Origin of the sequence: Streptomyces piniterrae (assembly GCF_005048155.1) — a bacterium.
GTDB classification, from domain to species: domain Bacteria; phylum Actinomycetota; class Actinomycetes; order Streptomycetales; family Streptomycetaceae; genus Streptomyces; species Streptomyces piniterrae.
On sequence record NZ_SUMB01000007.1, the window covers coordinates 290224 to 314994 of the forward strand.

Here is a 24771-nt window from a genome sequence, read left to right on the forward strand (position 1 = left end):
GCGTCAGCGCTGGGCGGCTTCGAGAGATTCCCGGGCGGCGGCCGCGACCGCGTCGGCGGTGAAGCCGAACTCGCGGAAGAGGACCTTGGCATCGGCCGAGGCACCGAAGTGCTCCAGGGACACGATGCGCCCGGCGTCACCGACGAAGCGGTGCCAGGTCAGACCGATGCCGGCTTCGACGGCGACACGGGCCTTGACGGACGGAGGGAGAACGCTGTCGCGGTACGCCTGGTCCTGCTCGTCGAACCACTCGACGGACGGCATGGACACCACGCGGGTGGGGACGCCGTCGGCCTGGAGCTGCTCGCGCGCCTCGACGGCGAGCTGCACCTCGGAGCCGGTACCGATCAGCACGACCTGCGGCGCGGCGGACTGCCCGTCGGCGCCGGTGGCCTCGAAGAGGACGTAACCACCCTTCGCGGCATCCTCGTTGGGCTCGTACGTCGGCACGCCCTGGCGGGTCAGCGCCAGGCCGTGCGGGGCGCCCACGCCGAACTTCTTCGTGTAGCGCTTGAGGATCTCGCGCCAGGCGATGGCGGTCTCGTTGGCGTCGGCCGGGCGCACGATGTTCAGGCCCGGGATGGCGCGCAGCGAGGCGAGGTGCTCGACCGGCTGGTGGGTCGGGCCGTCCTCGCCCAGACCGATGGAGTCGTGCGTCCACACGTACGTCACCGGCAGGTGCATCAGCGCGGACAGCCGGACGGCGTTGCGCATGTAGTCGGAGAACACCAGGAAGGTGCCGCCGTAGATGCGGGTGTTGCCGTGCAGCGCGATGCCGTTCATCTCCGCGGCCATGGAGTGCTCGCGGATGCCGTAGTGGATCGTGCGGCCGTACGGGTCGGCGCCCGGCAGCGGGTTGCCCTTCGGCAGGAACGACGACGTCTTGTCGATCGTGGTGTTGTTCGAGCCCGCGAGGTCAGCGGAGCCGCCCCACAGCTCGGGGATGACCGCGCCGAGCGCCTGCAGCACCTTGCCGGACGCGGCACGGGTGGCCAGCGCCTTGCCGGTCTCGAACGCCGGGAGGTGGTCCTCCCAGCCCGCCGGCAGCTCGCCCGCGGCGATCCGGTCGAAGTCGGCGGCGCGCTCCGGGTTGGCGGTCCGCCAGGCGGCGAACGACTTCTCCCACTCCTTCTTGGCGTCGCGGCCGCGGTCCAGGGCGGCACGGGTGTGCGCCAGGACCTCGTCCGAGACCTCGAAGGACTGCTCCGGATCGAAGCCCAACACCCGCTTGGTGGCGGCGACTTCCTCGTCACCCAGCGCCGAGCCGTGCGCGGCCTCGGTGTTCTGGGCGTTCGGGGCCGGCCAGGCGATGATCGAGCGGGCCGCGATGAACGACGGGCGCTCGGTCTCGGCCTTGGCGGCCTCCAGGGCCCGCGCCAGACCGGCCGGGTCCAGGTCGCCGTTGGGCAGCTGCTCGACGCGCTGGACGTGCCAGCCGTACGCCTCGTAGCGCTTGACGGTGTCCTCGGAGACCGCGGTCTCGGTGTCGCCCTCGATGGAGATGTGGTTGTCGTCCCACAGCAGAACGAGGTTGCCCAGCTTCTGGTGGCCCGCGAGCGAGGACGCCTCGGCGGCGATGCCCTCCTGGAGGCAGCCGTCACCGGCGATGACCCAGATGGTGTGGTCGAACGGCGAGGTGCCCGGCGCCGCCTCGGGGTCGAACAGACCGCGCTCGTAGCGCGCGGCCATGGCCATGCCCACGGCGTTGGCGACACCCTGGCCCAGCGGACCAGTGGTCGTCTCCACGCCGGTGGTGTGGCCGTACTCCGGGTGGCCCGGGGTCTTCGAGCCCCAGGTGCGGAAGGCCTTGAGGTCGTCCAGCTCCAGGCCGTAACCGGCCAGGAAGAGCTGGATGTAGAGGGTCAGGCTGGAGTGGCCGGCGGAGAGCACGAACCGGTCGCGGCCGGTCCAGTCCGCGTCGGCGGGGTCGTGCCGCATCAGCTTCTGGAAGAGAAGGTAGGCGGCCGGCGCCAGGCTCATGGCCGTACCGGGATGGCCGTTACCGACCTTCTGCACGGAATCCATGGCCAGGACGCGGGCGGTATCAACGGCCCGTCGGTCCAGTTCGGTCCAGTCGAAATCTGTGGTGGTCGGCTTGGTGCTCACCCTGAGTCAGGGCTCCTCTCCACATGTCGAATGCCGGGGACGGTATGCCGCCAGGCGGTGTCGAGCCTACCCCCGCAAGTGCGTCCGCCTTTTCGACGCTCAGTCGATGTTTGCCATGCTCAGTCGCTGCTCAGTCGATCTCTCCGATGCTCAGTCGACGCCTCCCGAATCTCTCACTTTGAGTAACACCGTCGCTACGCAAAGCGTTGCAGGCTCGGACGCGTCGCCCATACGACCAGACTGCCGGGCGGGGTTCGCGTCCGCCTCCCGAGCCACGGGCGAACGACCGGGGGAACGGCGCCGCCCGGCCGCACTCCGCGGGTGGCGCCCGTACGCCCAACACGAGCCGACCCCCGCGAAGATCGCTCTCTGGCCAACGTCTAAAGTGGCGTGGTACGCGCAAGCCTTAACCGGGTCTTCATGGACCGCGGGAAGCTTGCTGGCCTTATCTCTGCGGCAGAAGTCGCTGAAGTTACTTCCAGGGGTGTGCGTGACGGCCGTCGAATCCCGTCCTGCGGGGGCGCTCTCTCAGGTCCCCGGGAGTCCCGGTAAACGGCCGTTCGGGGCCCGCGTCAAGGCGTTCGTGGCACTGACCAAGCCGCGTGTCATCGAATTGCTGCTGATGACCACAGTGCCGGTCATGTTCCTGGCGGCCAAGGGCGTGCCCGATCTCTGGCTGGTGCTCGCGACCTGCATCGGCGGATATCTCTCCGCCGGCGGCGCCGGGGCCTTCAACATGTACATCGACCGCGACATCGACGCCCTGATGGCCCGTACCGCACAGCGTCCGCTGGTCACCGGCATGGTCTCGCCGCGCGAATGCCTGGTCTTCGCGACCACGCTCGCGGTCGGCTCCACCGCCTGGTTCTGGTTCCTCGTCAACCCGCTGTCCGCGATGCTGTCGCTCGGGGCGCTCCTTTTCTATGTCGTCGTTTACACGATGATTCTCAAGCGGCGTACCGCGCAGAACATTGTCTGGGGCGGAATCGCGGGCTGTATGCCGGTCTTCATCGGCTGGTCCTCGGTGACGAATTCCGTGTCCTGGGCCGCGCTGATCCTCTTCCTCGTCATCTTCTTCTGGACGCCGCCGCATTACTGGCCGCTGTCGATGAAGGTGAAGGACGACTACGAGCGCGTCGGCGTGCCGATGCTTCCGGTCATCGCGGGCAACAAGGCCGTGGCGCGCCAGATCGTCGCCTACAGCTGGGTGATGGTCGCCGTCTCGCTGCTGCTGCAGCCCCTGGGCTACACCGGCTGGTTCTACACCGTGGTCGCCGTTGCCTGCGGCGCCTTCTGGCTCAAGGAGGCGCACGGCCTGCAGGCCCGCGCCAAGGCCGGGATCACGGGCGCCAAGCTCAAGGAGATGCGGCTGTTCCACTGGTCGATCACCTATGTGTCGCTGCTGTTCGTGGCCGTCGCCGTGGACCCGTTCCTCCGCTGACATCGCCCCGCCGGGTCCGTCTGCCGAGACGGCCTCTTCCTCCCTTGATTACCGGCGGGTAGCATGCTGTCCATGGCAGACACCCAGCAGGCGGACGAGCAGGTGGAAACGGCGGCGGACGTGAAGCCCCGCGGTAAGGCCGACAGGCGTACGGCCAGCCTCGCCAAGCAGATCCGCGCCTTCGCCGCGTCGCACGGCGGCAGCGCCGAGGGCCAGCTCGCGCACATCGGCCGCGGCCGCACCCGTATCGCCCTCGTCGGCGCCAACGGGGAGTGGGGCAACCTCGTCGCGGACAGCATCGAATCCGCCAAGGACGCCGCCGCACAGGCCGGCATCACGATCCAGGACGACTTCGACGGCGACCTCGCCGCCAAGGTCCGCACCGGCCCGTACGAGTGGTCCCGGATGGCGGGCATACAGGTGGGCGGCCCGGCCAACCCCTGACGGGCACCGGGGGCGCAACCGGCGCACGGCTCCGGCTCGCGCGCCACGTCCGCACCCGATACCTGACCACCTCCTCGTCCGTTAAGCCCACCAGGGGCGGCGTTTCTGCTGCGCCCCGTGGGCTTTCGGCGAGGAGGAGCGGATGGACGGCCTTCCCTTCGCGGTAGATCAGCCACGGCTCGTCGACCAGTACAGTCATGGCGCGGTGCACGGCGAACTCGGCCTCGGATCGTTCGAGACCCACCTCGCCGCCGCGACCGGCGCACACGGTCCGGCCCCCGCCGGCACCAGCTACTTCGACAGCTGGACCGGCCTCGCGATACGCCGCTGGTGCCCCCCGCTGCTCGGCCTGGAGCCGCACTGCCCGCCCGCCCGCTATCTGGCCCGCAGGCGCGAGGTCGGCGCCTACCAGGCCGGCCGGCTGCTCCTCCGTGGCGCCGGCATCGGCACCTTCCTGCTGGAGGCCGGCACCCCCAGCGATCTCACCTCTGCCGCCGAGCTGGCCACCGCAGCCGAGGCCCGCACCCACGAGGTCGTACGGCTCGAACCGCTCGCCGAGCAGGTCGCCGACACCTCCGGCAGCGTCGACTCCTTCATCGGCTACACCGCCGAGGCCCTGTACGCCGCGGCACAGAACGCCACCGCCTTCGCCTCCGGCGCCACCTACTGCGACGGACACGCCCCCGAAGCCGGCGAGGTACGGCGTGCCGCGGACCGCTGGCTGCGCCACCGCCGCCCGGGGGAGCGGCTCGGGGAGCCCGCTCTGGTACGGCACCTGCTGTGGAGCGCGGTGGCCACCGGGCTGCCGGTGCAGCTGCACAGCCCCGATCCGCAGCCGCTGGCGGGCTTCCTGCGGGCCACCACCGGCCTCGGGTCGGATCTGGTGCTGCTGCCCGGGGTGCCGCACCACCGGCGGGCCGCCCAACTCGCCGCCGCCCACGCCCACGTCTACACGGACGCCGGACCGTGCCCCGAGGAGACGCTCAGCCAGGCGCCGTTCGGCAAGCTGCTGTTCTCCTCGGGCGCGCGCGGGCTGCCGGAGCTGTATGTGACCGGCGCACGCTTCTTCCTGCGCGCCATGCGGCGGGTCCTGCGGGAGTGGACCGACGAAGGTCTGTGCGCCGCCGTGGACGGGCGGCGCATCACCGAGATGATCGGGTCGGGGACGGCGCGCCGGGTCTACCGGCTGGAGGCGGAGGTACCGGCCGTCGGCTGAGCCGGGACCGTCCCCTGCTCCGAGGGCTCCCGCGTGGCCTGCTGCGCGGTCTCCTCCGAGGGCTCCGCGAGGGCGGCGTCCCCGTCGTCGAGCAGCGGCCCGCGGTCGCGCAGCGACAGGAAGACCCGCAGCACGGCGACCCACAGCAGGGCCGAGCCCGTCATGTGCAGCTCGATCACGAACTCCGGCAGGCCGTTGAAGTACTGGACGTAGCCGACGACGCCCTGGAAGGCGATGCAGCCGAACAGCTCCAGCAGGTGGCGGCGCGCGGCGGCCGGCGCCTTGACGGCGCGCAGCGTGAACCACAGCGCGACGGCCAGGCCGACCACGATGTACGCGAAGTCGACATGGAGCTGGGTGATCTCCCGCCAGTCCAGCGGGATGCGGTGGTCCAGCTTGGTGGCGTCGCCCGCGTGCGGTCCGGTGCCGGTGACGATGGTGCCGATGACGGTCAGCGCACCGGCCGCCAGCACCAGCAGCCAGGCGAGCTGCCGGACCGGCCGGGCGACCAGGTCGCGCGGCTCCTCGTCGCCCTCGCCCGCCCGCTTCCAGCTCAGCACCGCGACGGTGAGCAGCGCCGTGGACGCCAGGAAGTGCGAGCTGACGATGTAGGGGTTCAGGCCGGTCAGCACCGTGATGCCGCCGACCACGGCGTTGAGCATGACGATCCAGAACTGCGCCCAGCCGAGGCGGGTGAGCGAGCGGCGCCTGGGGTGCCGGGCGCGGGCCGCGATGATGAACGCCCCGACGACCACGCACAGCACGCCGGTCAGGGCCCGGTTGCCGAACTCGACGAGGCCGTTGATGCCCATCGCGGACGTCGGCGTCAGGCTGTCCGGCGTGCACTTGGGCCAGGTCGAGCAGCCCAGCCCCGACTGGGTCAGCCGCACCGCGCCGCCGGTGATGACGATGATCACCGCCATGACGACGGTGGCGAGCGCGGCCTGTCGCACCAGGCGCGCGGACGGCTGCCAGCGGCGGGCGATCAGCTCAAGGGGATTCAGCGTGTTCGGCACGGGTGCCATCGTATGCGGCGGCTTGTGCGCGTTTTCACGAGGGGGGCCGGGGGAGTCGTCTCCCCGGGGAGGATGCGGCACGAGGGGGGCCGGGGGAGTCGTCTCCCCGGGGAGGATGCGGTACGAGGGGGGCCGGGGGAGTTGTCTCCCCGGGGAGGATGCGGCACGAGGGGGTCACGAGGGGGCGTATCGCTACGGAACAGTCCGTACGGTTCCGCCCGGCCCTACTCCCAGCGGAACCACTTCGCCGCCGCGCCCAGCCCGAGTACCGCCCAGACGGCGAGGATGCCGAGGTCGGCCCAGGGCACTCCGGCGCCGTGCTGGAGCACGTCCCGCAGGCCGTCCGACAGGGCGGAGACCGGCAGGAGTTGGAGAACGGACTGGACCGCGTCGGGGAACTTGGCGAGCGGGACGATCACCCCGCCGCCGACCAGGAGCAGCAGGAAGACCAGGTTGGCGGCCGCGAGAGTGGCCTCCGCCTTGAGCGTCCCCGCCATCAGCAGTCCGAGGCCGGAGAACGCGGCCGTACCGAGCAGGAGCAGCAGCACGACGGAGACGGGGTTGCCGCCCGGCGACCAGCCCAGCGCGAAGGCGATGGCCGTCAGCAGCACGATCTGCAGGATCTCGGTGACCAGTACCGCGCAGGTCTTGGCGGTCATCAGCGCCCAGCGGGGGAGCGGTGAGGCACCGAGCCGCTTGAGGACCCCGTAGCGCCGCTCGAAGCCGGTCGCGATGGCCTGGCCTGTGAAGGCAGTGGACATGACGGCGAGGGCGAGGACGCCCGGCGTCAGGAAGTCCACCGGCTTCCCCGTCCCCCCTGCTGTGTCAGTGGGCACAGCGACGATGTCGACGGTGGAGAACAGCACCAGCAGCAGCGCCGGAATCACCACGGTCAGCAGCAGCTGCTCGCCGTTGCGCAGCAGCATCCTGGTCTCCAGGGCCGCCTGCGCGCGGATCATCCGGGGCAGCGGGGCCGCACCGGGCCGCGGGGTGAACGTGCCGGTGGTCCGGCCCGTGTCGGTCGCCGTCATGCCCGCAGCTCCTTACCGGTCAGCTCCAGAAAAACGTCCTCCAGCGTGTGCCGCTCCACGGCTATCGCGTTCGGCAGTACGCCGTTCTGCGCGCACCAGGAGGCGACGGTGGCGAGGAGTTGCGGGTCGACCTTGCCCTGGACGCGGTACGTGCCGGGGGCGAGCTCGGCGGCGACGCTGTCCGCGGGCAGGGCCTTCAGGAGCGAGGCGACGTCCAGGCCCGGCCGCCCGGTGAAGCGCAGGGTGTTCTCCGCGCCGCCCCGGCACAGCTCCTCGGGGCTGCCCTGGGCGATCACCCGGCCGCCCTCGATGATCGCGACATCGTCGGCGAGCTGCTCGGCCTCGTCCATGAAGTGGGTGGTCAGCACGATGCTCACGCCGTCCCGGCGCAGTTCGCGGACGAGGTCCCAGGTCGCGTGCCGGGCCTGCGGGTCGAGACCGGCCGTCGGCTCGTCGAGGAAGACCAGCTCGGGGCGGCCGACGACGGCCATCGCCAGCGCGAGCCGCTGCTGCTGGCCGCCGGAGAGCCGCCGGTAGGGCGTACGGCCGCAGCTGCCCAGTCCCAGCCGCTCGATGAGGGCGTCCACGTCCACCGGATGCGCGTGCAGGGTGGCGGTGTGCCGCAGCATCTCCTCGGCCCTGGCGCCCGCGTAGACGCCGCCGGACTGGAGCATCACACCGATCCTCGGCCGCAGCGCCGCGGCGTCGGCGATCGGGTCCAGGCCCAGGACGCGGACCGTGCCGTCATCCGGGCGGCGGTATCCCTCGCAGATTTCCACGGTGGTGGTCTTGCCGGCTCCGTTGGGGCCCAGGACGGCGGTCACGGCGCCGCGCGCGACGGTGAGGTCGAGCCCGTTGACCGCGGTCTTTGCCCCGTATCGCTTGACCAGGCCGACGGCTTCGACGGCGGGCTCTCTGCCGGGGGTCCGGGGGTCGCCCACCGGGGAGGTACTGCGCATGGCGGGCAGTCTACGGAGAGCGGCCGCGGGCCCGTCCCGGGGCCCCGGAGACGGCCCGGAATTAGGTGACCCTAAGTGATCGAGGCCACCAGTCCGTGATGCGGACGAGGGTTGTATCGCTCTGACGAATTACGCAACAATGACGTTGTGAAAAACGTGAGCGAGGACCGGGAGGCGCCCGCGGTCGAGCCGACCGCCGGGCCCGGTGCCGCACGCTCCACCGGCGCTCCGTCTGCGCACGACGAGCACCAGGGCACCCGCAACCGGGTCGCCCGCTCCATCCTCGACCACGGTCCGTCCACCGCGGCCGAGCTCGCCCTCCGCCTGGAGCTCACCCAGGCGGCCGTCCGCCGTCACCTCGACGCGCTGGCCGCGGAGGGCGTCGTGGAGCCCCGCGAGAAGCGCGTCTACGGAGCCCGTGGCCGCGGCCGCCCCGCCAAGGCCTTCGCCCTCACCGACTGCGGTCGGGACGCCTTCGACCAGGCCTACGACCAGCTGGCCACCGACGCGCTGCGCTGGATCGCGCAGACCGCGGGCGGCGGCGAGATGGGCGAGGCCGCGGTCGCCGCGTTCGCCCGCGCGCGGCTCGCCACGCAGGCCGAGAGCTACCGCGAGGCCGTCGACGCGGCCGAGCCGGAGGCCCGCACCCAGGCCCTTGCGGAGGCGTTGACCGCGGACGGGTACGCTGCTACGGCGCGCAGCGCGCCCAATTCCCAGCTCGGTGAACAGCTCTGCCAGCACCACTGCCCGGTCGCCCATGTCGCCGAGCAGTACCCGCAGCTGTGCGAGGCGGAGACCGAGGTCTTCTCCCGTCTGCTGGGGACCCATGTACAGCGTCTCGCCACCATCGCCCATGGGGACGGGGTGTGCACGACCTTCATCCCGAAGGCCGGCAAATCCGCTCACAGCACCACTGGGCGGATGACGAAGACCACCACAGAATCTGCAAGCACGGCCGGGAGGAACCCCGCATGACGCTCCCCACGGAGACTGCTCACCCCGAGCTCGAGGGCCTGGGCAACTACGAATACGGCTGGGCCGACTCCGACGTGGCCGGCGCCTCGGCCAAGCGCGGTCTGTCCGAGGACGTCGTCCGCGACATCTCGGCGAAGAAGAACGAGCCGGAGTGGATGCTCAAGCTGCGCCTCAAGGGCCTGCGGCTGTTCGACAAGAAGCCCATGCCGAACTGGGGCTCCGACCTGTCGGGCATCGACTTCGACAACATCAAGTACTTCGTCCGCTCCACCGAGCAGCAGGCCGCCAGCTGGGAGGACCTGCCCGAGGACATCAAGAACACCTACGACAAGCTCGGCATCCCCGAGGCGGAGAAGCAGCGCCTGGTCGCCGGTGTCGCCGCGCAGTACGAGTCCGAGGTCGTCTACCACCAGATCCGTGAGGACCTGGAGGAGCAGGGCGTCATCTTCCTGGACACCGACACCGCGCTGAAGGAGCACCCGGAGATCTTCCAGGAGTACTTCGGCACGGTCATCCCGGTCGGCGACAACAAGTTCGCGTCGCTGAACACCGCCGTGTGGTCCGGTGGCTCGTTCATCTACGTCCCCAAGGGTGTCCACGTGGACATCCCGCTCCAGGCCTACTTCCGGATCAACACCGAGAACATGGGCCAGTTCGAGCGGACGCTGATCATCGTCGACGAGGACGCCTACGTCCACTACGTCGAGGGCTGCACCGCGCCGATCTACAAGTCGGACTCGCTGCACTCCGCGGTCGTCGAGATCATCGTGAAGAAGGGCGGCCGCTGCCGCTACACGACCATCCAGAACTGGTCGAACAACGTCTACAACCTGGTCACCAAGCGCGCCGTCGCCTACGAGGGCGCGACCATGGAGTGGGTCGACGGCAACCTCGGCTCCAAGGTGACCATGAAGTACCCGGCGGTCTACCTGATGGGCGAGCACGCCAAGGGCGAGACCCTGTCCATCGCCTTCGCCGGCGAGGGCCAGCACCAGGACGCCGGCTCCAAGATGGTCCACATGGCGCCGAACACCTCCTCCAACATCGTCTCCAAGTCGGTGGCGCGAGGCGGCGGCCGTACCTCCTACCGCGGTCTGGTCGAGATCGGCGAGGGCGCCGCGGGCTCCAAGTCCAACGTGCTGTGCGACGCGCTGCTGGTGGACACCATCTCCCGGTCGGACACCTACCCGTATGTCGACGTCCGCGAGGACGACGTCTCCATGGGCCACGAGGCCACCGTCTCCAAGGTCTCCGAGGACCAGCTCTTCTACCTGATGGCCCGCGGCCTGACGGAGTTCGAGGCCATGGCGATGATCGTGCGCGGCTTCGTCGAGCCGATCGCCCGTGAGCTGCCGATGGAGTACGCGCTGGAGCTGAACCGGCTGATCGAGCTGCAGATGGAAGGCGCGGTCGGCTGACGCCCGGCCCCACGCAGCGACCGACTCCCTGATTGCAGAAAGCGAGCACGACGACAGCCATGGCTGAGGCTCAGAACATCCCGGCGGGTTCCACGACCACCGGCTCCATCGCGGTGGCCGCGGAGTCCACCGTCGCCACCCGGATGAGCGCCCCGCCGTCCTACGACGTGGCGGACTTCCCGGTGCCGCACGGCCGTGAGGAGGAGTGGCGCTTCACTCCCCTCGCGCGGCTGCGCGGCCTGCACGACGGCAGCGCCGTCGCGGGCGGTGCCGACCTGAAGATCGACATCACCGCACCCGAGGGCGTCACCCACGAACTCGTGGACCGCGAGGACCCGCGCGTCGGCAAGGCCGGCAAGCCCGTGGACCGCGTCGCCGCGCAGGCGTACAGCAACTTCGAGAAGGCGTCGGTCGTCACGGTCCCCAAGGAGACCGTGCTCACCGAGCCGATCCGGATCACCGTGCACGGTGCGGGCGGCACCGCCTTCGGCCACCAGGTCGTCGAGCTCGGCGCGTTCGCCGAGGCGGTCGTCGTCATCGACCACACCGGTGACGCGCTGCTCGCCGCCAACGTCGACTACCTGCTGGGCGACGGCGCCAAGCTGACCGTCGTCTCCGTCCAGGACTGGGACGACAACGCCGTCCACGTCGGCCAGCACAACGCCCTCGTCGGCCGGGACGCCACGTTCAAGTCCGTGGTCGTCACCTTCGGCGGCGACCTGGTCCGGCTCCACCCGCGGGTCACCTACGCGGGCCCCGGCGGCGAGGCCGAGCTCTACGGCCTGTACTTCACCGAGCAGGGCCAGCACCAGGAGCACCGCCTGTTCGTCGACCACGAGGCGACCAACTGCCGCTCCAACGTCGTCTACAAGGGCGCGCTCCAGGGCCAGGACGCCCACGCGGTCTGGATCGGCGACGTCCTGATCCAGGCGTCCGCCACCGGCACCGACACCTACGAGCTCAACCGCAACCTCGTCCTCACCGACGGCGCGCGGGTCGATTCCGTTCCGAACCTCGAGATCGAAACCGGCGAGATCGTCGGCGCCGGGCACGCCTCGGCGACCGGCCGGTTCGACGACGAGCAGCTGTTCTACCTGATGGCCCGCGGCATCCCGGCCGATGAGGCCCGCCGTCTGGTCGTCCGCGGCTTCTTCGCCGAGCTGGTCCAGCAGATCGGTCTCCCGGACGTCGAAGAGCGTCTGATGAGCAAGATCGAGGCCGAGCTGGAAGCGTCCGCGGCATGACGTACGTACGCGTAGCGGCGCTCGGCGAGCTGGCGGAGGACACCCCCAAGAGGGTGGAAATCGACGGCACGCCGGTCTCCCTCGTCCGCACCGAGGGAGAGGTGTTCGCGATCAACGACATCTGCTCGCATGCGAATGTCTCCCTCTCTGAGGGCGAGGTCGAGGACTGCTCGATCGAGTGCTGGCTGCACGGCTCGAGTTTCGACCTGCGTACCGGTAAGCCGTCCGGTCTTCCCGCGACGCGCCCCGTCCCCGTATACCCCGTCAAGATCGAAGGAGAGGGCCCAGACGCATCTGTGCTCGTCTCCGTCACCCAGGAGTCCTGAGTTCCCCATGGCAACGCTTGAGATCCACGACCTGCACGTCTCCGTCGACGCCGAGAACGGCCCGCGGGAGATCCTGAAGGGCGTCGACCTGACCGTGAAGCAGGGCGAGACGCACGCCATCATGGGCCCCAACGGCTCCGGCAAGTCGACCCTCGCCTACTCCCTGGCCGGTCACCCCAAGTACACCGTCACCGGCGGCACCGTCACCCTCGACGGCGAGGACGTCCTGGAGATGTCCGTCGACGAGCGCGCGCGGGCCGGCGTCTTCCTCGCCATGCAGTACCCGGTCGAGGTGCCCGGTGTCTCCGTCTCCAACTTCCTGCGCACCTCCGCCACCGCGATCCGCGGCGAGGCCCCCAAGCTGCGGCTGTGGGTCAAGGAGGTCAAGGAGGCCATGGAGCGCCTTCACATGGACCCCGAGTTCGCCGAGCGCAACGTCAACGAGGGCTTCTCCGGCGGTGAGAAGAAGCGCCACGAGATCCTCCAGCTGGAGCTGCTCAAGCCGGCCATCGCGATCCTCGACGAGACCGACTCCGGCCTCGACGTCGACGCGCTGCGCACCGTCTCCGAGGGCGTCAACCGCGTCCGCGAGACCGGCCAGGTCGGCACCCTGCTGATCACCCACTACACGCGCATCCTGCGCTACATCAAGCCCGACCACGTCCACGTGTTCGCGAACGGCCGGATCGCCGAGTCCGGTGGCGCCGAGCTCGCCGACAAGCTGGAGGCCGAGGGCTACGAGGCTTACACGAAGGGTGGCGCAACCGCGTGACACAGCTGCCGGGCCTTCTTGACACAGAGGCGATCCGCAAGGACTTCCCCCTTCTGGATCGTGTGGTCCACGACGGGAAGAAGATCGTGTATCTGGACAACGCGGCGACTTCGCAGAAGCCGCGCCAGGTCCTCGATGCGCTGAACGCCTACTACGAGCGCTACAACGCCAACGTCCACCGCGGCGTGCATGTGCTCGCCGAGGAGGCCACGGCGCTGTACGAAGGTGCCCGCGACAAGGTCGCCGCCTTCATCAACGCGCCGAGCCGCGACGAGGTGATCTTCACCAAGAACGCCTCCGAGTCGCTCAACCTCGTGGCCAACATGCTGGGCTGGGCCGATGAGCCCTACCGGGTGGACCGCGAGACCGAGATCGTCATCTCGGAGATGGAGCACCACTCCAACATCGTTCCGTGGCAGCTGCTGTCGCAGCGCACCGGCGCGAAGCTGAAGTGGTTCGGGCTGACCGACGACGGTCGGCTCGACCTCTCCAACATCGACGAGATCATCACCGAGAAGACCAAGATCGTCTCGTTCACGCTGGTCTCCAACCTGCTGGGCACCGTCAACCCGGTCGAGACGATCATCCGGCGCGCGCAGGAAGTCGGCGCGCTGGTCTGCATCGACGCCTCGCAGGCCGCCCCGCACATGGTGCTCGACGTGCAGGCGCTGCAGGCCGACTTCGTGGCCTTCACCGGCCACAAGATGTGCGGCCCGACCGGTATCGGTGTGCTGTGGGGCCGTCAGGAGCTGCTGGAGGACCTGCCTCCGTTCCTCGGCGGCGGCGAAATGATCGAGACGGTGTCCATGCACTCCTCGACCTACGCGCCCGCGCCGCACAAGTTCGAGGCCGGTACGCCCCCGATCGCCCAGGCCGTCGGCCTCGGCGCGGCCGTGGACTACCTCTCCTCGATCGGCATGGAGAACATCGCCGCGCATGAGCACGCGATCACCGAGTACGCCGTGCAGCGGCTGCTGGAGGTCCCTGACCTGCGCATCATCGGGCCGAGCACGGCCGAGGACCGCGGCGCGACGATCTCCTTCACACTCGGGGACATCCACCCGCACGACGTCGGCCAGGTGCTGGACGAGCAGGGCATCGCGGTCCGGGTGGGTCACCACTGCGCGCGGCCGGTCTGCCTGCGCTACGGAATTCCTGCGACCACGCGGGCGTCGTTCTATCTGTACTCCACGCCCGGCGAGGTCGACGCCCTGGTCGAGGGCCTGGAGCACGTCCGCAACTTTTTCGGTTAAGCAAGCACAGCGGATGAGCCTGCGACGGATAGGGACTGACTGAGCCGTGAAGCTGGATTCCATGTACCAGGAAGTCATCCTGGACCACTACAAGCACCCCCATGGGCGCGGTCTTCGGGACGGCGACGCCGAAGTGCACCATGTCAACCCCACCTGCGGCGACGAGATCACGCTGCGCGTGCGGCTCGACGGCGCGACGATTGAGGATGTGTCCTACGAGGGCCAGGGCTGCTCCATCAGCCAGGCCAGCGCGTCGGTGCTCAACGACCTCCTGGTCGGCAAGCAGCTCGGCGAGGCGCAGAAGATCCAGGAGACGTTTCTGGAACTGATGCAGTCGAAGGGCAAGGTGGAGCCCGACGACGCGATGGAGGAGGTGCTGGAGGACGCGGTCGCGTTCGCCGGTGTCTCGAAGTACCCGGCGCGTGTGAAGTGCGCCCTGCTCAGCTGGATGGCCTGGAAGGACGCCACGGCCAAGGCCCTCTCCGAGGAGGCGAAGACCGCATGACCGACAGCCCGACCACCACCAAGCCGGCCACCGAGGAAGAGGTCCGCGAGGCGCTGTACGACGTCGTCGACCCCGAGCTGGGCATCGACGTCGTCAATCTGGGCCTGATCTACGGCATCCACATCGATGACGCCAACATCGCGACCATCGACATGACGCTGACCTCCGCGGCCTGTCCGCTGACCGACGTCATCGAGGACCAGGCCAAGTCCGCCACGGACGGCATCGTCAGCGAGCTGAAGATCAACTGGGTCTGGATGCCGCCGTGGGGCCCGGACAAGATCACCGACGACGGCCGCGAGCAGCTGCGGGCGCTGGGCTTCAACGTCTGATCCCCGCCTCCGGGCACACGCGACACGCGTGAGCCGTTCCGACTTACCCCGATACGGCCATGCTTGCCAGCACACTGGCGGGCATGGCCGTATCGCTGTATCAGATCGCCGTCGACGCCCACGACCTCAAGGGCCAGGCCGCCTTCTGGGCCCGCGTGCTGGGCTGGCGCGTCCTGTACGAGGCCCTCGACGAGGTCGTCATCGGCGCCGACGAGCAGGCCCTCCCGGGCATCGTCTTCCTCCCCGTGCCCGAGGTGAAGTCCCGCAAGAACCGCCTGCACCTGGACCTGACCCCGGACGACCAGGCCGCGGAGGTCGAACGGCTCCTGGCGCTGGGCGCCCGCCGGGTGGATGTCGGACAGGGCGACGACGTGTCGTGGGTGGTCCTCGCCGACCCGGAGGGGAACGAATTCTGTGTGCTGACGCCCAAGCGGTCGCTGGTGGACTAGCGGTACGAGGCAGGTTGTGTACGCCCGTACACAACACTATGTACACTCGTACGCATGGCCTATGTGACGCTGGCAGCCGCGATACTCTCCGAGATCCTCGCGACCACCTCGATGAAGTACAGCGACGGCTTCAGCAGACTGTGGCCTTCGCTGGCCACCGCGGCCGGGTACCTGATCGCCTTTGTGCTGCTCGCGCAGACGCTCAAGTCGATGAGTGTGGGGACCGCGTACGCGATCTGGTCCGGGGCCGGGACCGCGGTGATCGCGGCGATCGGGATGGTGTTCCTGGGGGAGAGCGCGAGCCTGGCGAAGATCCTCGGGGTGCTGCTCGTCATCGCCGGGGTCGTGGTGCTGAATCTGGACGGGGCGCACTGATGGCGCGGCGCCATGACCCCGAGCGGCGGCAGCGGATCATCGACGCGGCGATCGCGGTGGTCGGTGAGCGGGGGATCGCCGGGCTCAGTCACCGTTCGGTCGCCGCGGCGGCGGATGTGCCGCTGGGGTCGACGACCTACCACTTCGCGACCCTCGACGAGCTGCTGGTCGCCGCGTTGCGGCAGACCAACGGAGCCTTTCTGGACGATTTCGCACGGTGGGTGGACGCCATCGACCCGGCCGTACCGCTCGCCGACGAGGTGATCCGGCTCGTCGAGGAGACCCTGGCCGGCGACCGGGAGCGGGTGCGGCTGGAGTACGAGTTGTATCTGGCGGCGCTGCGGCGGGAAGCGGTGCGGCCGATCGCGGCGGAGTGCCTGGACGAGATGGTGCGGCTGCTGGGACGGAAGATCGGGGATCCGACGACCGCGCGGGCCGTGGTGGCGTTCGTCGACGGGCTCATGCTTCAGCTTTTGCTGACCGGGCAGGCCTTCGCACCCGAGGCGGTACGGGCGGCGGGGGCCGGCTGGCCGGTGGCCGAGACCGGTCGTTGAGACCGGTTCGCATCGGCGGGCACCCTCCGGTTAGGTTTCCAGCATGACCGATGCTGCTTCTTCCACCCGTACTACCGGCGCCGTCGCCGCCGGGCTCGCCACCGTCACCCCGGACGGCACCGTTCTTGACACCTGGTACCCCAAGCCCGAGCTGGTCACCGCGACCGACGAAGGCACCGGCCCGGCCGGCACCGAGCGCCTCGACGACGAGCGCGCCACCGAACTGCTCGGCGCCGCCGCGATCAAGGCGATCGGTCTCGACCCGGTCCGTGACGTCGAGGTCGTGGCCGTCCGTACGGTCATCGCCTCGCTGGACGACAAGCCGCTGGACGCGCACGACGCCTATCTGCGTCTGCACCTGCTCAGCCACCGGCTGGTCAAGCCGCACGGGCAGAACCTGGAAGGCGTCTTCGGGCTGCTGTCGAACGTCGCCTGGACCTCGCTCGGCCCGGTGGCCGTCGACCAGTTGGAGAAGGTGCGGCTGAACGCCCGCGCCGACGGCCAGCACCTCCAGGTCACCAGCGTCGACAAGTTCCCGCGGATGACCGACTATGTCGCGCCCAGCGGCGTGCGGATCGCGGACGCCGACCGGGTGCGGCTGGGCGCTCACCTCGCCGCCGGCACCACCGTCATGCACGAGGGCTTCGTCAACTTCAACGCCGGCACGCTGGGCACCTCCATGATCGAGGGCCGGATCAGCGCGGGCGTCGTCATCGGCAACGGCAGCGACATCGGCGGCGGCGCCTCCACCATGGGCACCCTGTCGGGCGGCGGCAAGCAGATCATCTCCATCGGCGAGCGCTGCCTGGTCGGCGCCGAGGCGGGCGTCGGCATCGCCCTCGGCGACGAGTGCGTGGTGGAAGCCGGTCTGTACGTGACCGCGGGTACCCGGGTCACCATGCCCGACGGCCAGATCGTCAAGGCCCTGGAGCTCTCCGGCGGCGACAACATCCTCTTCCGCCGCAACTCGACCACCGGCGTCGTCGAGGCCCGGCCGAACAAGGCGGTCTGGGGCGGTCTCAACGAGATTCTGCACAGCCACAACTGAGTGGTCGTGGCTGAACAGCCAGCACGGTGAGCGCCCTTTTCGGTCCGGTGGCGGGCCGGGGAGGGCGCTCTGCCGTTGTTCCGGAAGCTCGCGGGCGGCTCAGGGTTTCATGCCTTCCCCCTTCCTGTGCGCGGGCGTGGGACGGGGTGTGCACCGGGCGTGGCAGCGCTGGCCTGGATGCGCTGGTGTCAAGCGGTCGCGGCTGGGCCACCATGGCGAGGTCGAAGTCCAACGGCCGTACCGGGAGGCGTCATGAAGCTGGGCAAACCGCTCGCCGTCGGCATCGCGGAGGAGCGGGGACCTGGGGAGCGGGCAGACGGGGCACGGTCGGACGGGGCGCGGGATGCGGAGCGGGCGGGCGGCCGATCCCAGGGCGGCGGGCCGGAGGCGGTCGGGGCGTCGGCCGGCGCCGGGGGCCGGGCCGCCGGTGAGCGGTTCGTCGCAGTGGCCTCGGCCGGCCGATGAGGCTGCGGCTGCCGCAGGAGCGTCCCGCCGAGCCGCCGCGCGGGTACAAGATCGCCCACCCGGTGCGCTCCCACGACGGGCGGCGGATCGGGTTCGCCGGGGTGTCGATCGGCGGCGCCGCCCCGTACGGCGTGGTGGACGAGGCGCGGTGCGTCTACGGGCGAAGGCATCGCAGCCCCGCGCTGCGCTGCGACTGCGGTTTCCACTGTTTGCACACGCTCACCGACGCCCTGGCCCTGACCTGCGCCGACGCCTACCGGCGGGCGGCGCTCCTGGAAGTCACGGTGCTCGGCGTGTACATCCGCTTCGAGCGCGGGATGCGCTATGCGCGGCAGCGGGTGCGGGTGGTGCGCGTCGGGCCGTGCTGCTGCGGGCTGCCGCCGGAGGTCTTCGTGGACGCGGGCTGGGGCCGGACCGGGTGGCGGGTGCTGACCGGGGCGTGTGCGGGCTGTGCGGCAGGGCGCGACATGGTGGGTTTCGCGGAGTTCGCCAGGCTCAGCGGCGGGCGGCTGCGGGTGCTCCCCGGCTACCTCCACACCGAAGGCGAAGGCGAAGGCGGGGCAGAGGTGGCGGGCCGGGCCGCCGGTCCGGCCGTACGCACGGTGGCCGAGATGGCCGCCGAGGCGTCCCTCATGCAGGCGCGGGTCGACTGGCTGCAGGGGCGATTGGCGCGGCTGACCGGAGACGTAACGGATCCGCTGTAGCTGGCATGCCCGTGTCACCAGGGCGCCGGTACGCCATTAGGCTTGGCCCATGCGTGATCTTGTAGCGGGGATGAAGTATCTGGGCAAGGGGCAGCGGTGGGTCGCCGGGCACGGCCGGTGGTGGGGCTTCGGCCTGATCCCCGCGCTGATCACCCTGGTGCTGTACGCGGCGGTGCTCACCGTGCTGGCCCTCTGGTCCTGGGACATCGCCGCCTGGGCGACGCCGTTCGCCGACGACTGGGGCTCGCCCTGGCAGGGGCTGCTGCGCGGACTGTTCGTGGCGCTGCTGTTCGCCGGCGGGCTGATGCTGTCCGTCCTGACCTTCACCGCCGTCACGCTGCTGATCGGCGACCCCTTCTACGAGTCGCTGTCGGAGAAGGTGGAGGAGAGCGAAGGGCACTGCCCGGAGGGTCCTGACCGGCCGCTGTGGCAGGAGATCTGGATCGCGCTGCGGGACAGCGTCCATGTGCTGCTGCGGGCCGCCGGATTCGGCATCGTGCTGTTCGCCCTCGGATTCATCCCGGTCATCGGGCAGACCGTGATCCCGGCCATCGGCTTCTGTGTCTCCGGCTTCTTCCTCGCCGTCGAGCTGACGTCGGTGGCGATGCAGCGCCGGGACATCCCGGTCCGCGAGCGGCTGCGGCTGATGCGTGGCCGCAAGGCGCTCGCCATCGGCTTCGGCACCCCGGTCGTGCTGCTGTTCCTCATCCCCTTCGTCGCGGTGATCCTGATGCCGGGCGCGGTGGCCGGCGCGACGCTGCTGGTACGGGACCTGGTGCCCGGGGAGGAGCAGCCGCCGGGCGACGGGCAGACCGGGCAGCCGCAGGCCGGTGCGCCGTACGGGCAGCCGCAGGGCGCGGCGCCGCAGGGTCAGGCCGCCCCGGGCGGTTTCGGGCCCGCGCCCACGCCCTACCCGCCTAACCAGGGACAGTCTCAGCAGTCAGCGCAGTATCCGCAGCAGCCTCACCCGTACCCTCAGCCGCCGGCCGGCCCAGGGCCGTCCGGAGCGCGTCCGCCGGCCGGCTGGTGAGCTCGGGACCGGCGTCCAGCAGCGGCCCGCGGACCACTCCCACCGGCCGTCCCAGGTGGCGGAGCAGCGCCTTCGCGGCGACCGCGCCGGGCGTCCCGCCGCCGGTCATCGCCTCGATCAGGGGCACCAGAGCGAGCTGACGGCGGGCGGCCTCCGCCGTGTCCCCCGCGTCGTAGGCGTCCAGTACGGCGCGCACCGCGCGCGGCGCGAGGTTGGCGGCGGTGCTGATGCACCCCGTGGCGCCGATGGCCCGTAGCGGCAGGATCTGTTCGTCGCAGCCCGCGTAGTAGGCGAGCTCGGTGGTGGCCAGCACCTTCGCCGACTTCAGCAGGTCGTGGCCGCAGTCCTTGACGGCCGCGATCCGCGGATGGCCGGCCAGCCGCCGCAGGGTCCCGGCGCTCAGCGCGGTACCGGTGCGGCGCGGGATGTCGTACAGCATCACCGGCAGCCCGGTGGCGTCCGCGGCCGTCCGCAGATGGTGCGCAACGGCGTACTGGGTGGGCCGGGAACAGTGCGGCGTGACCACCAACAGGCCGTGTGCGCCCGCCCGTTCGGCGGCGCGGGCCAGCGCGACGGTGTGCCGGGTGTCGCTGGTGCCGACCCCCGCGACGATCCGCGCCCGGTCGCCGACGGCCTCGACGACGGCCCGCAGCAGCGTTTCCTTCTCGGCGTCCGAGGTGGTGGGGGACTCGCCGGTGGTCCCCCCGGTGCAAGCACCGGCTCCACTGGAGCTTCGCGCCCCCTGCCGGCGCCCGTCACAGCCACCCTCATCGACGAGCTGGGTGGCGAGCCGCTGTGCGCCGTCCGGGTCCAGCTCCCCGTCGGCGGTGAACGGGGTGACCATGGCGACCGTCGTACGGCCGAAGTGCGGGGCGGCCGCCGCACACCGGAAAGTGCGGCGGCCGCCCCGGGCCGCTCGGGCCCTTGTGCGTCAGTCGGGCATGGGATGCGACCCGGGCTTCAGGTCCTGGGTCCGCTCCGCAGAGGACTCCTCCGGCATGTCGGGCATATCCGGCATCCCTGGCTTCCGCTCGCGGTCGGCGCGCTGCTTGGCGGCGCGCTCCTTGCCTGACTTACGGTTCTGCGATTTCGGCATGATGGCTTCCTTGTCCGGCCGATGGTGCTTACCTGCTCAGTAGCGCACTCCCAGCGGGAGTTGGCGATCTGAACGTGGCCGGAGGGTGACGGAGGCCGTCACGGCCGGATGCGCAGCACCTGCGGGTCGTGGTCGCTCGCCTGGTCGGCGTACTCGGCGTTGATATGGACGATGTCGTAGTCGGTACGGGCCAGATGGCGGCTGGTGAGCATGTGGTCCAGCACCTGGGAGTTGCCGCTGTAGACGTAGCCGTAGCGCTCGGCGCGCGGCAGGCCGGTGACGAGGTCGGTGAGCGCACCGCCGCCGGTCAGGGCCTTCAGGGCGGGCGAGAACTGGTAGTCGTTCAGGTCGCCGGCCACCACCACATCGGCCTTGGGGTCCTTGGCGAGCAGGTCCTTGACGAAGGCGTTGACCAGCCGGGCCTGCGCGGTGCGCTGGGTCTCCGACGTCCTGGCCGGCGGCTGGAACCGGCTGTCCAGGCCCTGGTCGCCGCCCTTGGAGTTGAAGTGGTTGGCGATCACGAACACCCGGCTGCCGGGACGATTCTTCAGCGAGAACTGCCCGACCAGCGGCTTGCGGCTGGCCTTCCACGCCTCGTCGGCGGGTGCGATCCGGCCCGGGGAGACGGAGAGCCCGGCCTTGCCGTGGTCGGCGACCACCTTCACCGGCGTGGTGGCGTCGCCGCCCTTGACGTCCGTGAACGACACCCGCTCGGGGTTGAAGAGGAACGCGACACGGATGTTGCCGCCGGGCTGCCCGCCGTCCTGGTCGTCCGCCGGGTCGATCTGCCGCCACTCGTACGCCGGGCCGCCGGCCGCCTTGATGGCGTCGGTGAGCTTCTTCAGCGTCTCACCGGCCGAGACCACCCCGTCGTTCTTCGGGCCGTTGTCGTCCTGCACCTCCTCCAGGGCGACGACATCGGGCGCGGACAGGTTGTGCACCAGCGCCTTCGCCAGCCGGTCGAACTTGGCCTGCGGGGTGGCGGGGGAGAGGTTCTCGACGTTGTACGTGGCCACGGCCAGCTCGTCGGGCTTCTGCTTGCGGGTGGTCTCCGGGGCCGGGCCGTGGTCGGTGACCTTGCCCAGTTCGGTGGCCTGGAGGGTGTAGCCGCCGTAGTTGTCGTAGTCCAGCGGGCCGGCGGTGGAGCCGGTCAGCTCGTCGCCGACATCGGCCACCGGGAACGGCTGCTGCGCGAAGGGGATCAGCGAAGCGACCTTCACCCGACCGGAGTTGGGGTCCGCGTACGAGCCGTAGAGGGTGCCGCCGCGGGGCGTGCGGTTGTGGCGCGGTTCGGCGGTGACCCACAGCTCGTGGTGACTGCTGGTCGGGCCGACGACCGGGGCGTCCCCGACCGAGACCCGCATGCCCTCCAGGGACTCGTAGCGGTCCAGCGCGTACGAGCGGGGGCGCAGCGGCAGCGACTCGATGTTCCCGCCCGCCGCGTTCTCGGCGTCCGCCGTGGGCGCGTAACGGTCCGGCACCGAGGCCGGGTTGAGCTTGAAGGCGGCCGGCAGCGAGGCGCCCGAGGAGGTCACCTTCCAGGTGGCGTCGGTGATTTCGGTGACGGACTGGAGACCGGCGTCCTTGCCGCCGGGGTAGTACTCGCTCACCGTGCCGTCGACGGTGACCGCGTCACCGACGTCGACCTTCGGCGTCTCCTTGCCGGTGAAGACGAACACCGCCTCGCTGGTCGCCGCGTTCTTGTCCGGGTGCGGGTCCTGCACCCAGAAGCCGCGGGCCGAGCCGAACGCCCGGACCCCGGTGACGACGCCGGGCACGCCGCTGACCTGCTTGCCGGCCAGCGGGGATATTCGGGTGCTGCCCTGGATGTCGTGGATCCGGGAGCCCGCGGCGGACGCCGACTGCGGGACGACGAGCAGTCCGGTGGCGAGGGCGGCGCAGGCCACCGCGCCTACGGCGACGGGCCTGCGGAGCGGACGACGGGACGGCATGAAGTGCCTCCGAGAAAGAGAGGAAGTGGGGGGTGGCCGTAAGAGGAGCGTCAAGGAGTGCACCAGCGCCCTCTACGCGCGTCAATCTCTTTTGCGGACAGGGGAGTTGTCAAGGTTCGCCGGGTGACGGGATGCGGGCGGGTGGGTGAACCGCCCGAGATACCCGGAATTCCGTCTACGCTGGGACGTCGCAACGAGCCGTAGTCCGTTCGAGGAGCTGAGCCCGAGATGTCCGCAGACCGCCCTACCCTGCCGCCGGTCCGGCTGCACTCCGAAGCGGAGCTGGCCCGGGACGCGCTGAGCGCTCCGCTGATGGCGAGGGCCGCGAAGCTCGCCCGCTGGGCCGAGAGGGGCGTTCCCGTCGGCGTCGGCGGCGAGATCCTCGAAGAGTCACTGGCCGCCGCCACCGAGCTCCTGGGCCTGGCGGGCGACGAGGACGGCCCCGCGTACACCGCCGAGGCATGGCAGCTGGCGGTGGACACCGGCCTGGTGGAGATCGACGAGCCCGATGACGGTGCCGGCGAGGCCGACGGCGAGGAGGACGGCGAACTCGCGGAAGGTGTCGCGGTCGGCACCGCCACCCCCGGCGAGGAACTGGGCCTGCTCACCTCCGGCAGCCCGCAGGACATCCTCGACATCTGGCTCAGCGGCATGGAGACGGTGCTCGCCGACGCGGCCGCCCCCGACCTCTCCGACATTGCCGAGCAGCTCGCCGACGGCGGCGAACTCGACCTGGACGCGATCGACTGGAACCCGGAGGAGGAAGCCGAGCTGCTGGACGGCATCCTCGGCAACCTCTATCTGCTCACCGCCCTGAGCGAGGGCCCCGACCGGGACGTTCCGCTGCCGGCACTGGCCGCGTCCATGATCGTCCCGGACGACATGGACGAGCCGACCGACGACATCCTGGAAGAGGTCTCCGAGGCGATGATGCGCCTGGACGACCAGTTCCGGGTGCTGGAGCCGATCGGGCTGGTGGCGTACCGGCCGGTCGACGAGGCGCTGATCGAGGAACTCGACGAGGACGGCCAGGCGGTACGCCCCCAGGGACCTGCCGCCGCCGGCCCGGGGGAGGCTCCGGCCGACCCCCTCGCGGACGAGGACGTCTCCCGCTACGGCCTGGTGCGCCTCACCCCGCTGGGCGTCTACGCCGTACGTGCCCGCATGCTGGACGCGGGTGTCCACGCACCGGCCGTCGGCGACCTCACCGACAAGGGTGCCGACGTCCTGCTCGACGCGCTGCCCGACTATCCCGAGGCGCTCGCCCAGGCCGAGTCGGAGCAGTGGCTCGCGGCCCGTACGTCGGTGGACGCGGCCCGTGACCTGCTGGCGGCCGCCCGCGGCGACGACGAGCGCGCCCCGCTGCGCCGGCTCGCCGCGCAGCAGACCCTGTCCCTGGTCGCGCCGGACGCCGAGGCCGCGCTGCGCGAGGTCCTCGACGACCGGCAGCTGGGCGGTCTGGCCCGGGTCTGGCTCGCCGAGCGGGCCGCGCCCGGCATCCCCGAGCCTTCCCAGGACATGATCTTCTGGCTGACCGTGGACACCATCGCCGCCCAGCTGGACAGCGCGGACGACGAGGCGGCGGGCGAACTGCGCGATCTCGTCCGCGGGCTGACCGAGCAGCACAGCGGGTTCTTCGACGCGGCCTGGCGGGTGGACCACCCGGCGACCGCCGACGTCCTGGAGGCCATGGGCCGCCTCCACCCGGACAAGAAGGCCGCCAAGGAGGCCCGCAAGGCCGCCTTCAAGGCCCGCTCGCGGCGGGATGGCTGATCCCTTCGGGGGCGGCTTCACTCTTCGGGACGGCTGATCCCTTCGGGGACGGCTGAACGCTTCGGGGCGGTGGTCCCCCGGGAATACCGCCCCGCCCTCCCGCGTTGTGGGCCCGCAGGGGGCCCTCGCGACCCTTAGGGGATCTGTTCGAACATCCCCTAAGGGATCCCGCCATGGCCGAGAGGTAACCGCTTCCTGGATGTCGGCCCGCGTTCAACTGGAGTTCGGGGACGCACGGGAACGTGTGCGCGCAGGCACAGGGGACCTCAGGCCATCCAGGAGATGAC

General features: G+C 70.6%; 25 protein-coding genes and 1 pseudogene. 19 read left to right on the top strand and 7 right to left on the bottom strand.

All coding sequences use genetic code 11. From position 1 onward, the window contains the following. Positions 1-3: 3 nt before the first annotated feature. A complete protein-coding gene (tkt, locus tag FCH28_RS21685) occupies positions 4-2106 on the bottom strand; it encodes a transketolase (protein WP_136741738.1) in 2103 nt (700 codons plus the stop codon). Between the two features lie 490 nt (positions 2107-2596). Between tkt and FCH28_RS21690 the strand changes: the two genes are divergently transcribed. The 3 genes from FCH28_RS21690 (at position 2597) to FCH28_RS21700 (ending at position 5207) form a co-directional block, all read left to right on the top strand. Beyond that, positions 2597-3547 (top strand): heme o synthase, encoded by a 951-nt coding sequence (locus FCH28_RS21690; RefSeq protein ID WP_136741739.1) that lies wholly within the window; start codon positions 2597-2599, stop codon positions 3545-3547. Between the two features lie 63 nt (positions 3548-3610). Then, positions 3611-3991, top strand: coding sequence for a type 1 periplasmic-binding domain-containing protein (locus FCH28_RS21695; RefSeq protein WP_136741740.1), 381 nt, complete (start codon positions 3611-3613; stop codon positions 3989-3991). 142 nt (positions 3992-4133) lie between these two features. Further along, on the top strand, positions 4134-5207 hold the full coding sequence (locus tag FCH28_RS21700; RefSeq protein ID WP_136741741.1) for an amidohydrolase: 1074 nt from the start codon (positions 4134-4136) through the stop codon (positions 5205-5207). On the opposite strand, the gene FCH28_RS21705 is transcribed toward FCH28_RS21700, so the two are convergent. The 3 genes from FCH28_RS21705 to FCH28_RS21715 all read right to left on the bottom strand — a co-directional run bounded on the left by FCH28_RS21705 (position 5171) and on the right by FCH28_RS21715 (position 8213). Then, positions 5171-6223 (bottom strand): COX15/CtaA family protein, encoded by a 1053-nt coding sequence (locus FCH28_RS21705; RefSeq protein ID WP_136741742.1) that lies wholly within the window; start codon positions 6221-6223, stop codon positions 5171-5173. The genes FCH28_RS21700 and FCH28_RS21705 overlap by 37 nt on opposite strands. A gap of 224 nt (positions 6224-6447) precedes the next feature. Next, entirely contained in the window at positions 6448-7254 is an 807-nt protein-coding gene (locus tag FCH28_RS21710) for an ABC transporter permease (RefSeq protein ID WP_136741743.1), read from the bottom strand. Then, complete coding sequence (locus FCH28_RS21715; RefSeq protein ID WP_136741744.1) at positions 7251-8213, bottom strand: ABC transporter ATP-binding protein; 963 nt, start codon at positions 8211-8213, stop codon at positions 7251-7253. The genes FCH28_RS21710 and FCH28_RS21715 overlap by 4 nt, the downstream gene beginning before the upstream one ends. Positions 8214-8360: 147 nt before the next feature. Between FCH28_RS21715 and FCH28_RS21720 the strand changes: the two genes are divergently transcribed. From FCH28_RS21720 to FCH28_RS21790, 15 genes are all read left to right on the top strand, one after another. Continuing rightward, the gene (locus tag FCH28_RS21720; protein ID WP_136741745.1) at positions 8361-9188 is read left to right on the top strand and encodes a helix-turn-helix transcriptional regulator; all 828 of its coding nucleotides are present in this window, start codon (positions 8361-8363) and stop codon (positions 9186-9188) included. Next, the gene (gene sufB, locus FCH28_RS21725; protein ID WP_136741746.1) at positions 9185-10606 is read left to right on the top strand and encodes a Fe-S cluster assembly protein SufB; all 1422 of its coding nucleotides are present in this window, start codon (positions 9185-9187) and stop codon (positions 10604-10606) included. The genes FCH28_RS21720 and sufB overlap by 4 nt, the downstream gene beginning before the upstream one ends. Positions 10607-10665: 59 nt before the next feature. Further along, positions 10666-11850, top strand: coding sequence for a Fe-S cluster assembly protein SufD (gene sufD, locus FCH28_RS21730; protein WP_136741747.1), 1185 nt, complete (start codon positions 10666-10668; stop codon positions 11848-11850). Further along, positions 11847-12176 (top strand): non-heme iron oxygenase ferredoxin subunit, encoded by a 330-nt coding sequence (locus FCH28_RS21735; RefSeq protein ID WP_136741748.1) that lies wholly within the window; start codon positions 11847-11849, stop codon positions 12174-12176. Before sufD ends, FCH28_RS21735 begins: the two co-directional genes overlap by 4 nt. A gap of 7 nt (positions 12177-12183) precedes the next feature. Beyond that, the gene (gene sufC / locus FCH28_RS21740) at positions 12184-12948 is read left to right on the top strand and encodes a Fe-S cluster assembly ATPase SufC (RefSeq protein ID WP_136741749.1); all 765 of its coding nucleotides are present in this window, start codon (positions 12184-12186) and stop codon (positions 12946-12948) included. Further along, complete coding sequence (locus tag FCH28_RS21745) at positions 12945-14201, top strand: cysteine desulfurase (RefSeq protein WP_136741750.1); 1257 nt, start codon at positions 12945-12947, stop codon at positions 14199-14201. Before sufC ends, FCH28_RS21745 begins: the two co-directional genes overlap by 4 nt. Positions 14202-14247: 46 nt before the next feature. Further along, entirely contained in the window at positions 14248-14706 is a 459-nt protein-coding gene (gene sufU, locus FCH28_RS21750; RefSeq protein ID WP_136741751.1) for a Fe-S cluster assembly sulfur transfer protein SufU, read from the top strand. Further along, complete coding sequence (locus FCH28_RS21755) at positions 14703-15038, top strand: metal-sulfur cluster assembly factor (RefSeq protein ID WP_136741752.1); 336 nt, start codon at positions 14703-14705, stop codon at positions 15036-15038. The genes sufU and FCH28_RS21755 overlap by 4 nt, the downstream gene beginning before the upstream one ends. A gap of 83 nt (positions 15039-15121) precedes the next feature. Further along, a complete protein-coding gene (locus tag FCH28_RS21760) occupies positions 15122-15487 on the top strand; it encodes a VOC family protein (protein ID WP_136741753.1) in 366 nt (121 codons plus the stop codon). 54 nt (positions 15488-15541) lie between these two features. Continuing rightward, positions 15542-15862 carry a DMT family transporter gene (locus FCH28_RS21765; RefSeq protein WP_136741754.1) on the top strand — a complete coding sequence of 107 codons (321 nt, stop codon included), beginning with the start codon at positions 15542-15544 and terminating at the stop codon, positions 15860-15862. Then, positions 15862-16416: a TetR/AcrR family transcriptional regulator gene (locus FCH28_RS21770; protein ID WP_136741755.1), complete on the top strand. Its 555-nt coding sequence runs from the start codon at positions 15862-15864 to the stop codon at positions 16414-16416. The genes FCH28_RS21765 and FCH28_RS21770 overlap by 1 nt, the downstream gene beginning before the upstream one ends. Before the next feature lie 43 nt (positions 16417-16459). Continuing rightward, complete coding sequence (dapD, locus tag FCH28_RS21775) at positions 16460-17464, top strand: 2,3,4,5-tetrahydropyridine-2,6-dicarboxylate N-succinyltransferase (protein WP_136741756.1); 1005 nt, start codon at positions 16460-16462, stop codon at positions 17462-17464. Positions 17465-17716: 252 nt separating this feature from the next. After that, a complete protein-coding gene (locus tag FCH28_RS21780; protein ID WP_136741757.1) occupies positions 17717-17929 on the top strand; it encodes a hypothetical protein in 213 nt (70 codons plus the stop codon). After that, the gene (locus FCH28_RS21785) at positions 17926-18633 is read left to right on the top strand and encodes a hypothetical protein (RefSeq protein ID WP_136741758.1); all 708 of its coding nucleotides are present in this window, start codon (positions 17926-17928) and stop codon (positions 18631-18633) included. Before FCH28_RS21780 ends, FCH28_RS21785 begins: the two co-directional genes overlap by 4 nt. Positions 18634-18682: 49 nt before the next feature. Continuing rightward, positions 18683-19663 carry an EI24 domain-containing protein gene (locus FCH28_RS21790; RefSeq protein WP_136741759.1) on the top strand — a complete coding sequence of 327 codons (981 nt, stop codon included), beginning with the start codon at positions 18683-18685 and terminating at the stop codon, positions 19661-19663. On the opposite strand, the pseudogene FCH28_RS21795 reads toward FCH28_RS21790, so the two are convergent. From FCH28_RS21795 to FCH28_RS21800, 3 genes and pseudogenes are all read right to left on the bottom strand, one after another. Then, positions 19551-20528 (bottom strand): annotated as a pseudogene (locus tag FCH28_RS21795) (4-hydroxy-tetrahydrodipicolinate synthase family protein); the annotation flags it as partial. The gene FCH28_RS21790 and the pseudogene FCH28_RS21795 sit on opposite strands and share 113 nt — an antisense overlap. A 66-nt stretch (positions 20529-20594) precedes the next feature. After that, entirely contained in the window at positions 20595-20759 is a 165-nt protein-coding gene (locus tag FCH28_RS38220) for a hypothetical protein (protein WP_169314216.1), read from the bottom strand. 98 nt (positions 20760-20857) lie between these two features. Next, positions 20858-22711, bottom strand: coding sequence for an endonuclease/exonuclease/phosphatase family protein (locus FCH28_RS21800; RefSeq protein WP_136741761.1), 1854 nt, complete (start codon positions 22709-22711; stop codon positions 20858-20860). A 228-nt stretch (positions 22712-22939) separates the two neighbouring features. On the opposite strand from FCH28_RS21800, the gene FCH28_RS21805 reads away from it, so the two are divergent. Continuing rightward, positions 22940-24484, top strand: coding sequence for a hypothetical protein (locus tag FCH28_RS21805; protein WP_136741762.1), 1545 nt, complete (start codon positions 22940-22942; stop codon positions 24482-24484). Positions 24485-24771: the final 287 nt, after the last annotated feature.

Bases quoted from the DNA above. Each gene is read 5' to 3' on its own strand.
- dapD (WP_136741756.1), top strand. From the start codon at position 16,460: ATGACCGATGCTGCTTCTTCCACCCGTACTACCGGCGCCGTCGCCGCC.
- FCH28_RS21715 (WP_136741744.1), bottom strand. From the start codon at position 8,213: ATGCGCAGTACCTCCCCGGTGGGCGACCCCCGGACCCCCGGCAGAGAG.
- FCH28_RS21790 (WP_136741759.1), top strand. From the start codon at position 18,683: ATGCGTGATCTTGTAGCGGGGATGAAGTATCTGGGCAAGGGGCAGCGG.
- FCH28_RS21760 (WP_136741753.1), top strand. From the start codon at position 15,122: ATGGCCGTATCGCTGTATCAGATCGCCGTCGACGCCCACGACCTCAAG.
- FCH28_RS21735 (WP_136741748.1), top strand. From the start codon at position 11,847: ATGACGTACGTACGCGTAGCGGCGCTCGGCGAGCTGGCGGAGGACACC.
- FCH28_RS21785 (WP_136741758.1), top strand. From the start codon at position 17,926: ATGAGGCTGCGGCTGCCGCAGGAGCGTCCCGCCGAGCCGCCGCGCGGG.
- FCH28_RS21765 (WP_136741754.1), top strand. From the start codon at position 15,542: ATGGCCTATGTGACGCTGGCAGCCGCGATACTCTCCGAGATCCTCGCG.
- FCH28_RS38220 (WP_169314216.1), bottom strand. From the start codon at position 20,759: ATGCCGAAATCGCAGAACCGTAAGTCAGGCAAGGAGCGCGCCGCCAAG.
- FCH28_RS21800 (WP_136741761.1), bottom strand. From the start codon at position 22,711: ATGCCGTCCCGTCGTCCGCTCCGCAGGCCCGTCGCCGTAGGCGCGGTG.
- FCH28_RS21695 (WP_136741740.1), top strand. From the start codon at position 3,611: ATGCTGTCCATGGCAGACACCCAGCAGGCGGACGAGCAGGTGGAAACG.
- sufC (WP_136741749.1), top strand. From the start codon at position 12,184: ATGGCAACGCTTGAGATCCACGACCTGCACGTCTCCGTCGACGCCGAG.
- FCH28_RS21700 (WP_136741741.1), top strand. From the start codon at position 4,134: ATGGACGGCCTTCCCTTCGCGGTAGATCAGCCACGGCTCGTCGACCAG.
- FCH28_RS21755 (WP_136741752.1), top strand. From the start codon at position 14,703: ATGACCGACAGCCCGACCACCACCAAGCCGGCCACCGAGGAAGAGGTC.
- sufD (WP_136741747.1), top strand. From the start codon at position 10,666: ATGGCTGAGGCTCAGAACATCCCGGCGGGTTCCACGACCACCGGCTCC.
- FCH28_RS21710 (WP_136741743.1), bottom strand. From the start codon at position 7,254: ATGACGGCGACCGACACGGGCCGGACCACCGGCACGTTCACCCCGCGG.
- FCH28_RS21805 (WP_136741762.1), top strand. From the start codon at position 22,940: ATGTCCGCAGACCGCCCTACCCTGCCGCCGGTCCGGCTGCACTCCGAA.
- FCH28_RS21780 (WP_136741757.1), top strand. From the start codon at position 17,717: ATGAAGCTGGGCAAACCGCTCGCCGTCGGCATCGCGGAGGAGCGGGGA.
- sufB (WP_136741746.1), top strand. From the start codon at position 9,185: ATGACGCTCCCCACGGAGACTGCTCACCCCGAGCTCGAGGGCCTGGGC.
- FCH28_RS21770 (WP_136741755.1), top strand. From the start codon at position 15,862: ATGGCGCGGCGCCATGACCCCGAGCGGCGGCAGCGGATCATCGACGCG.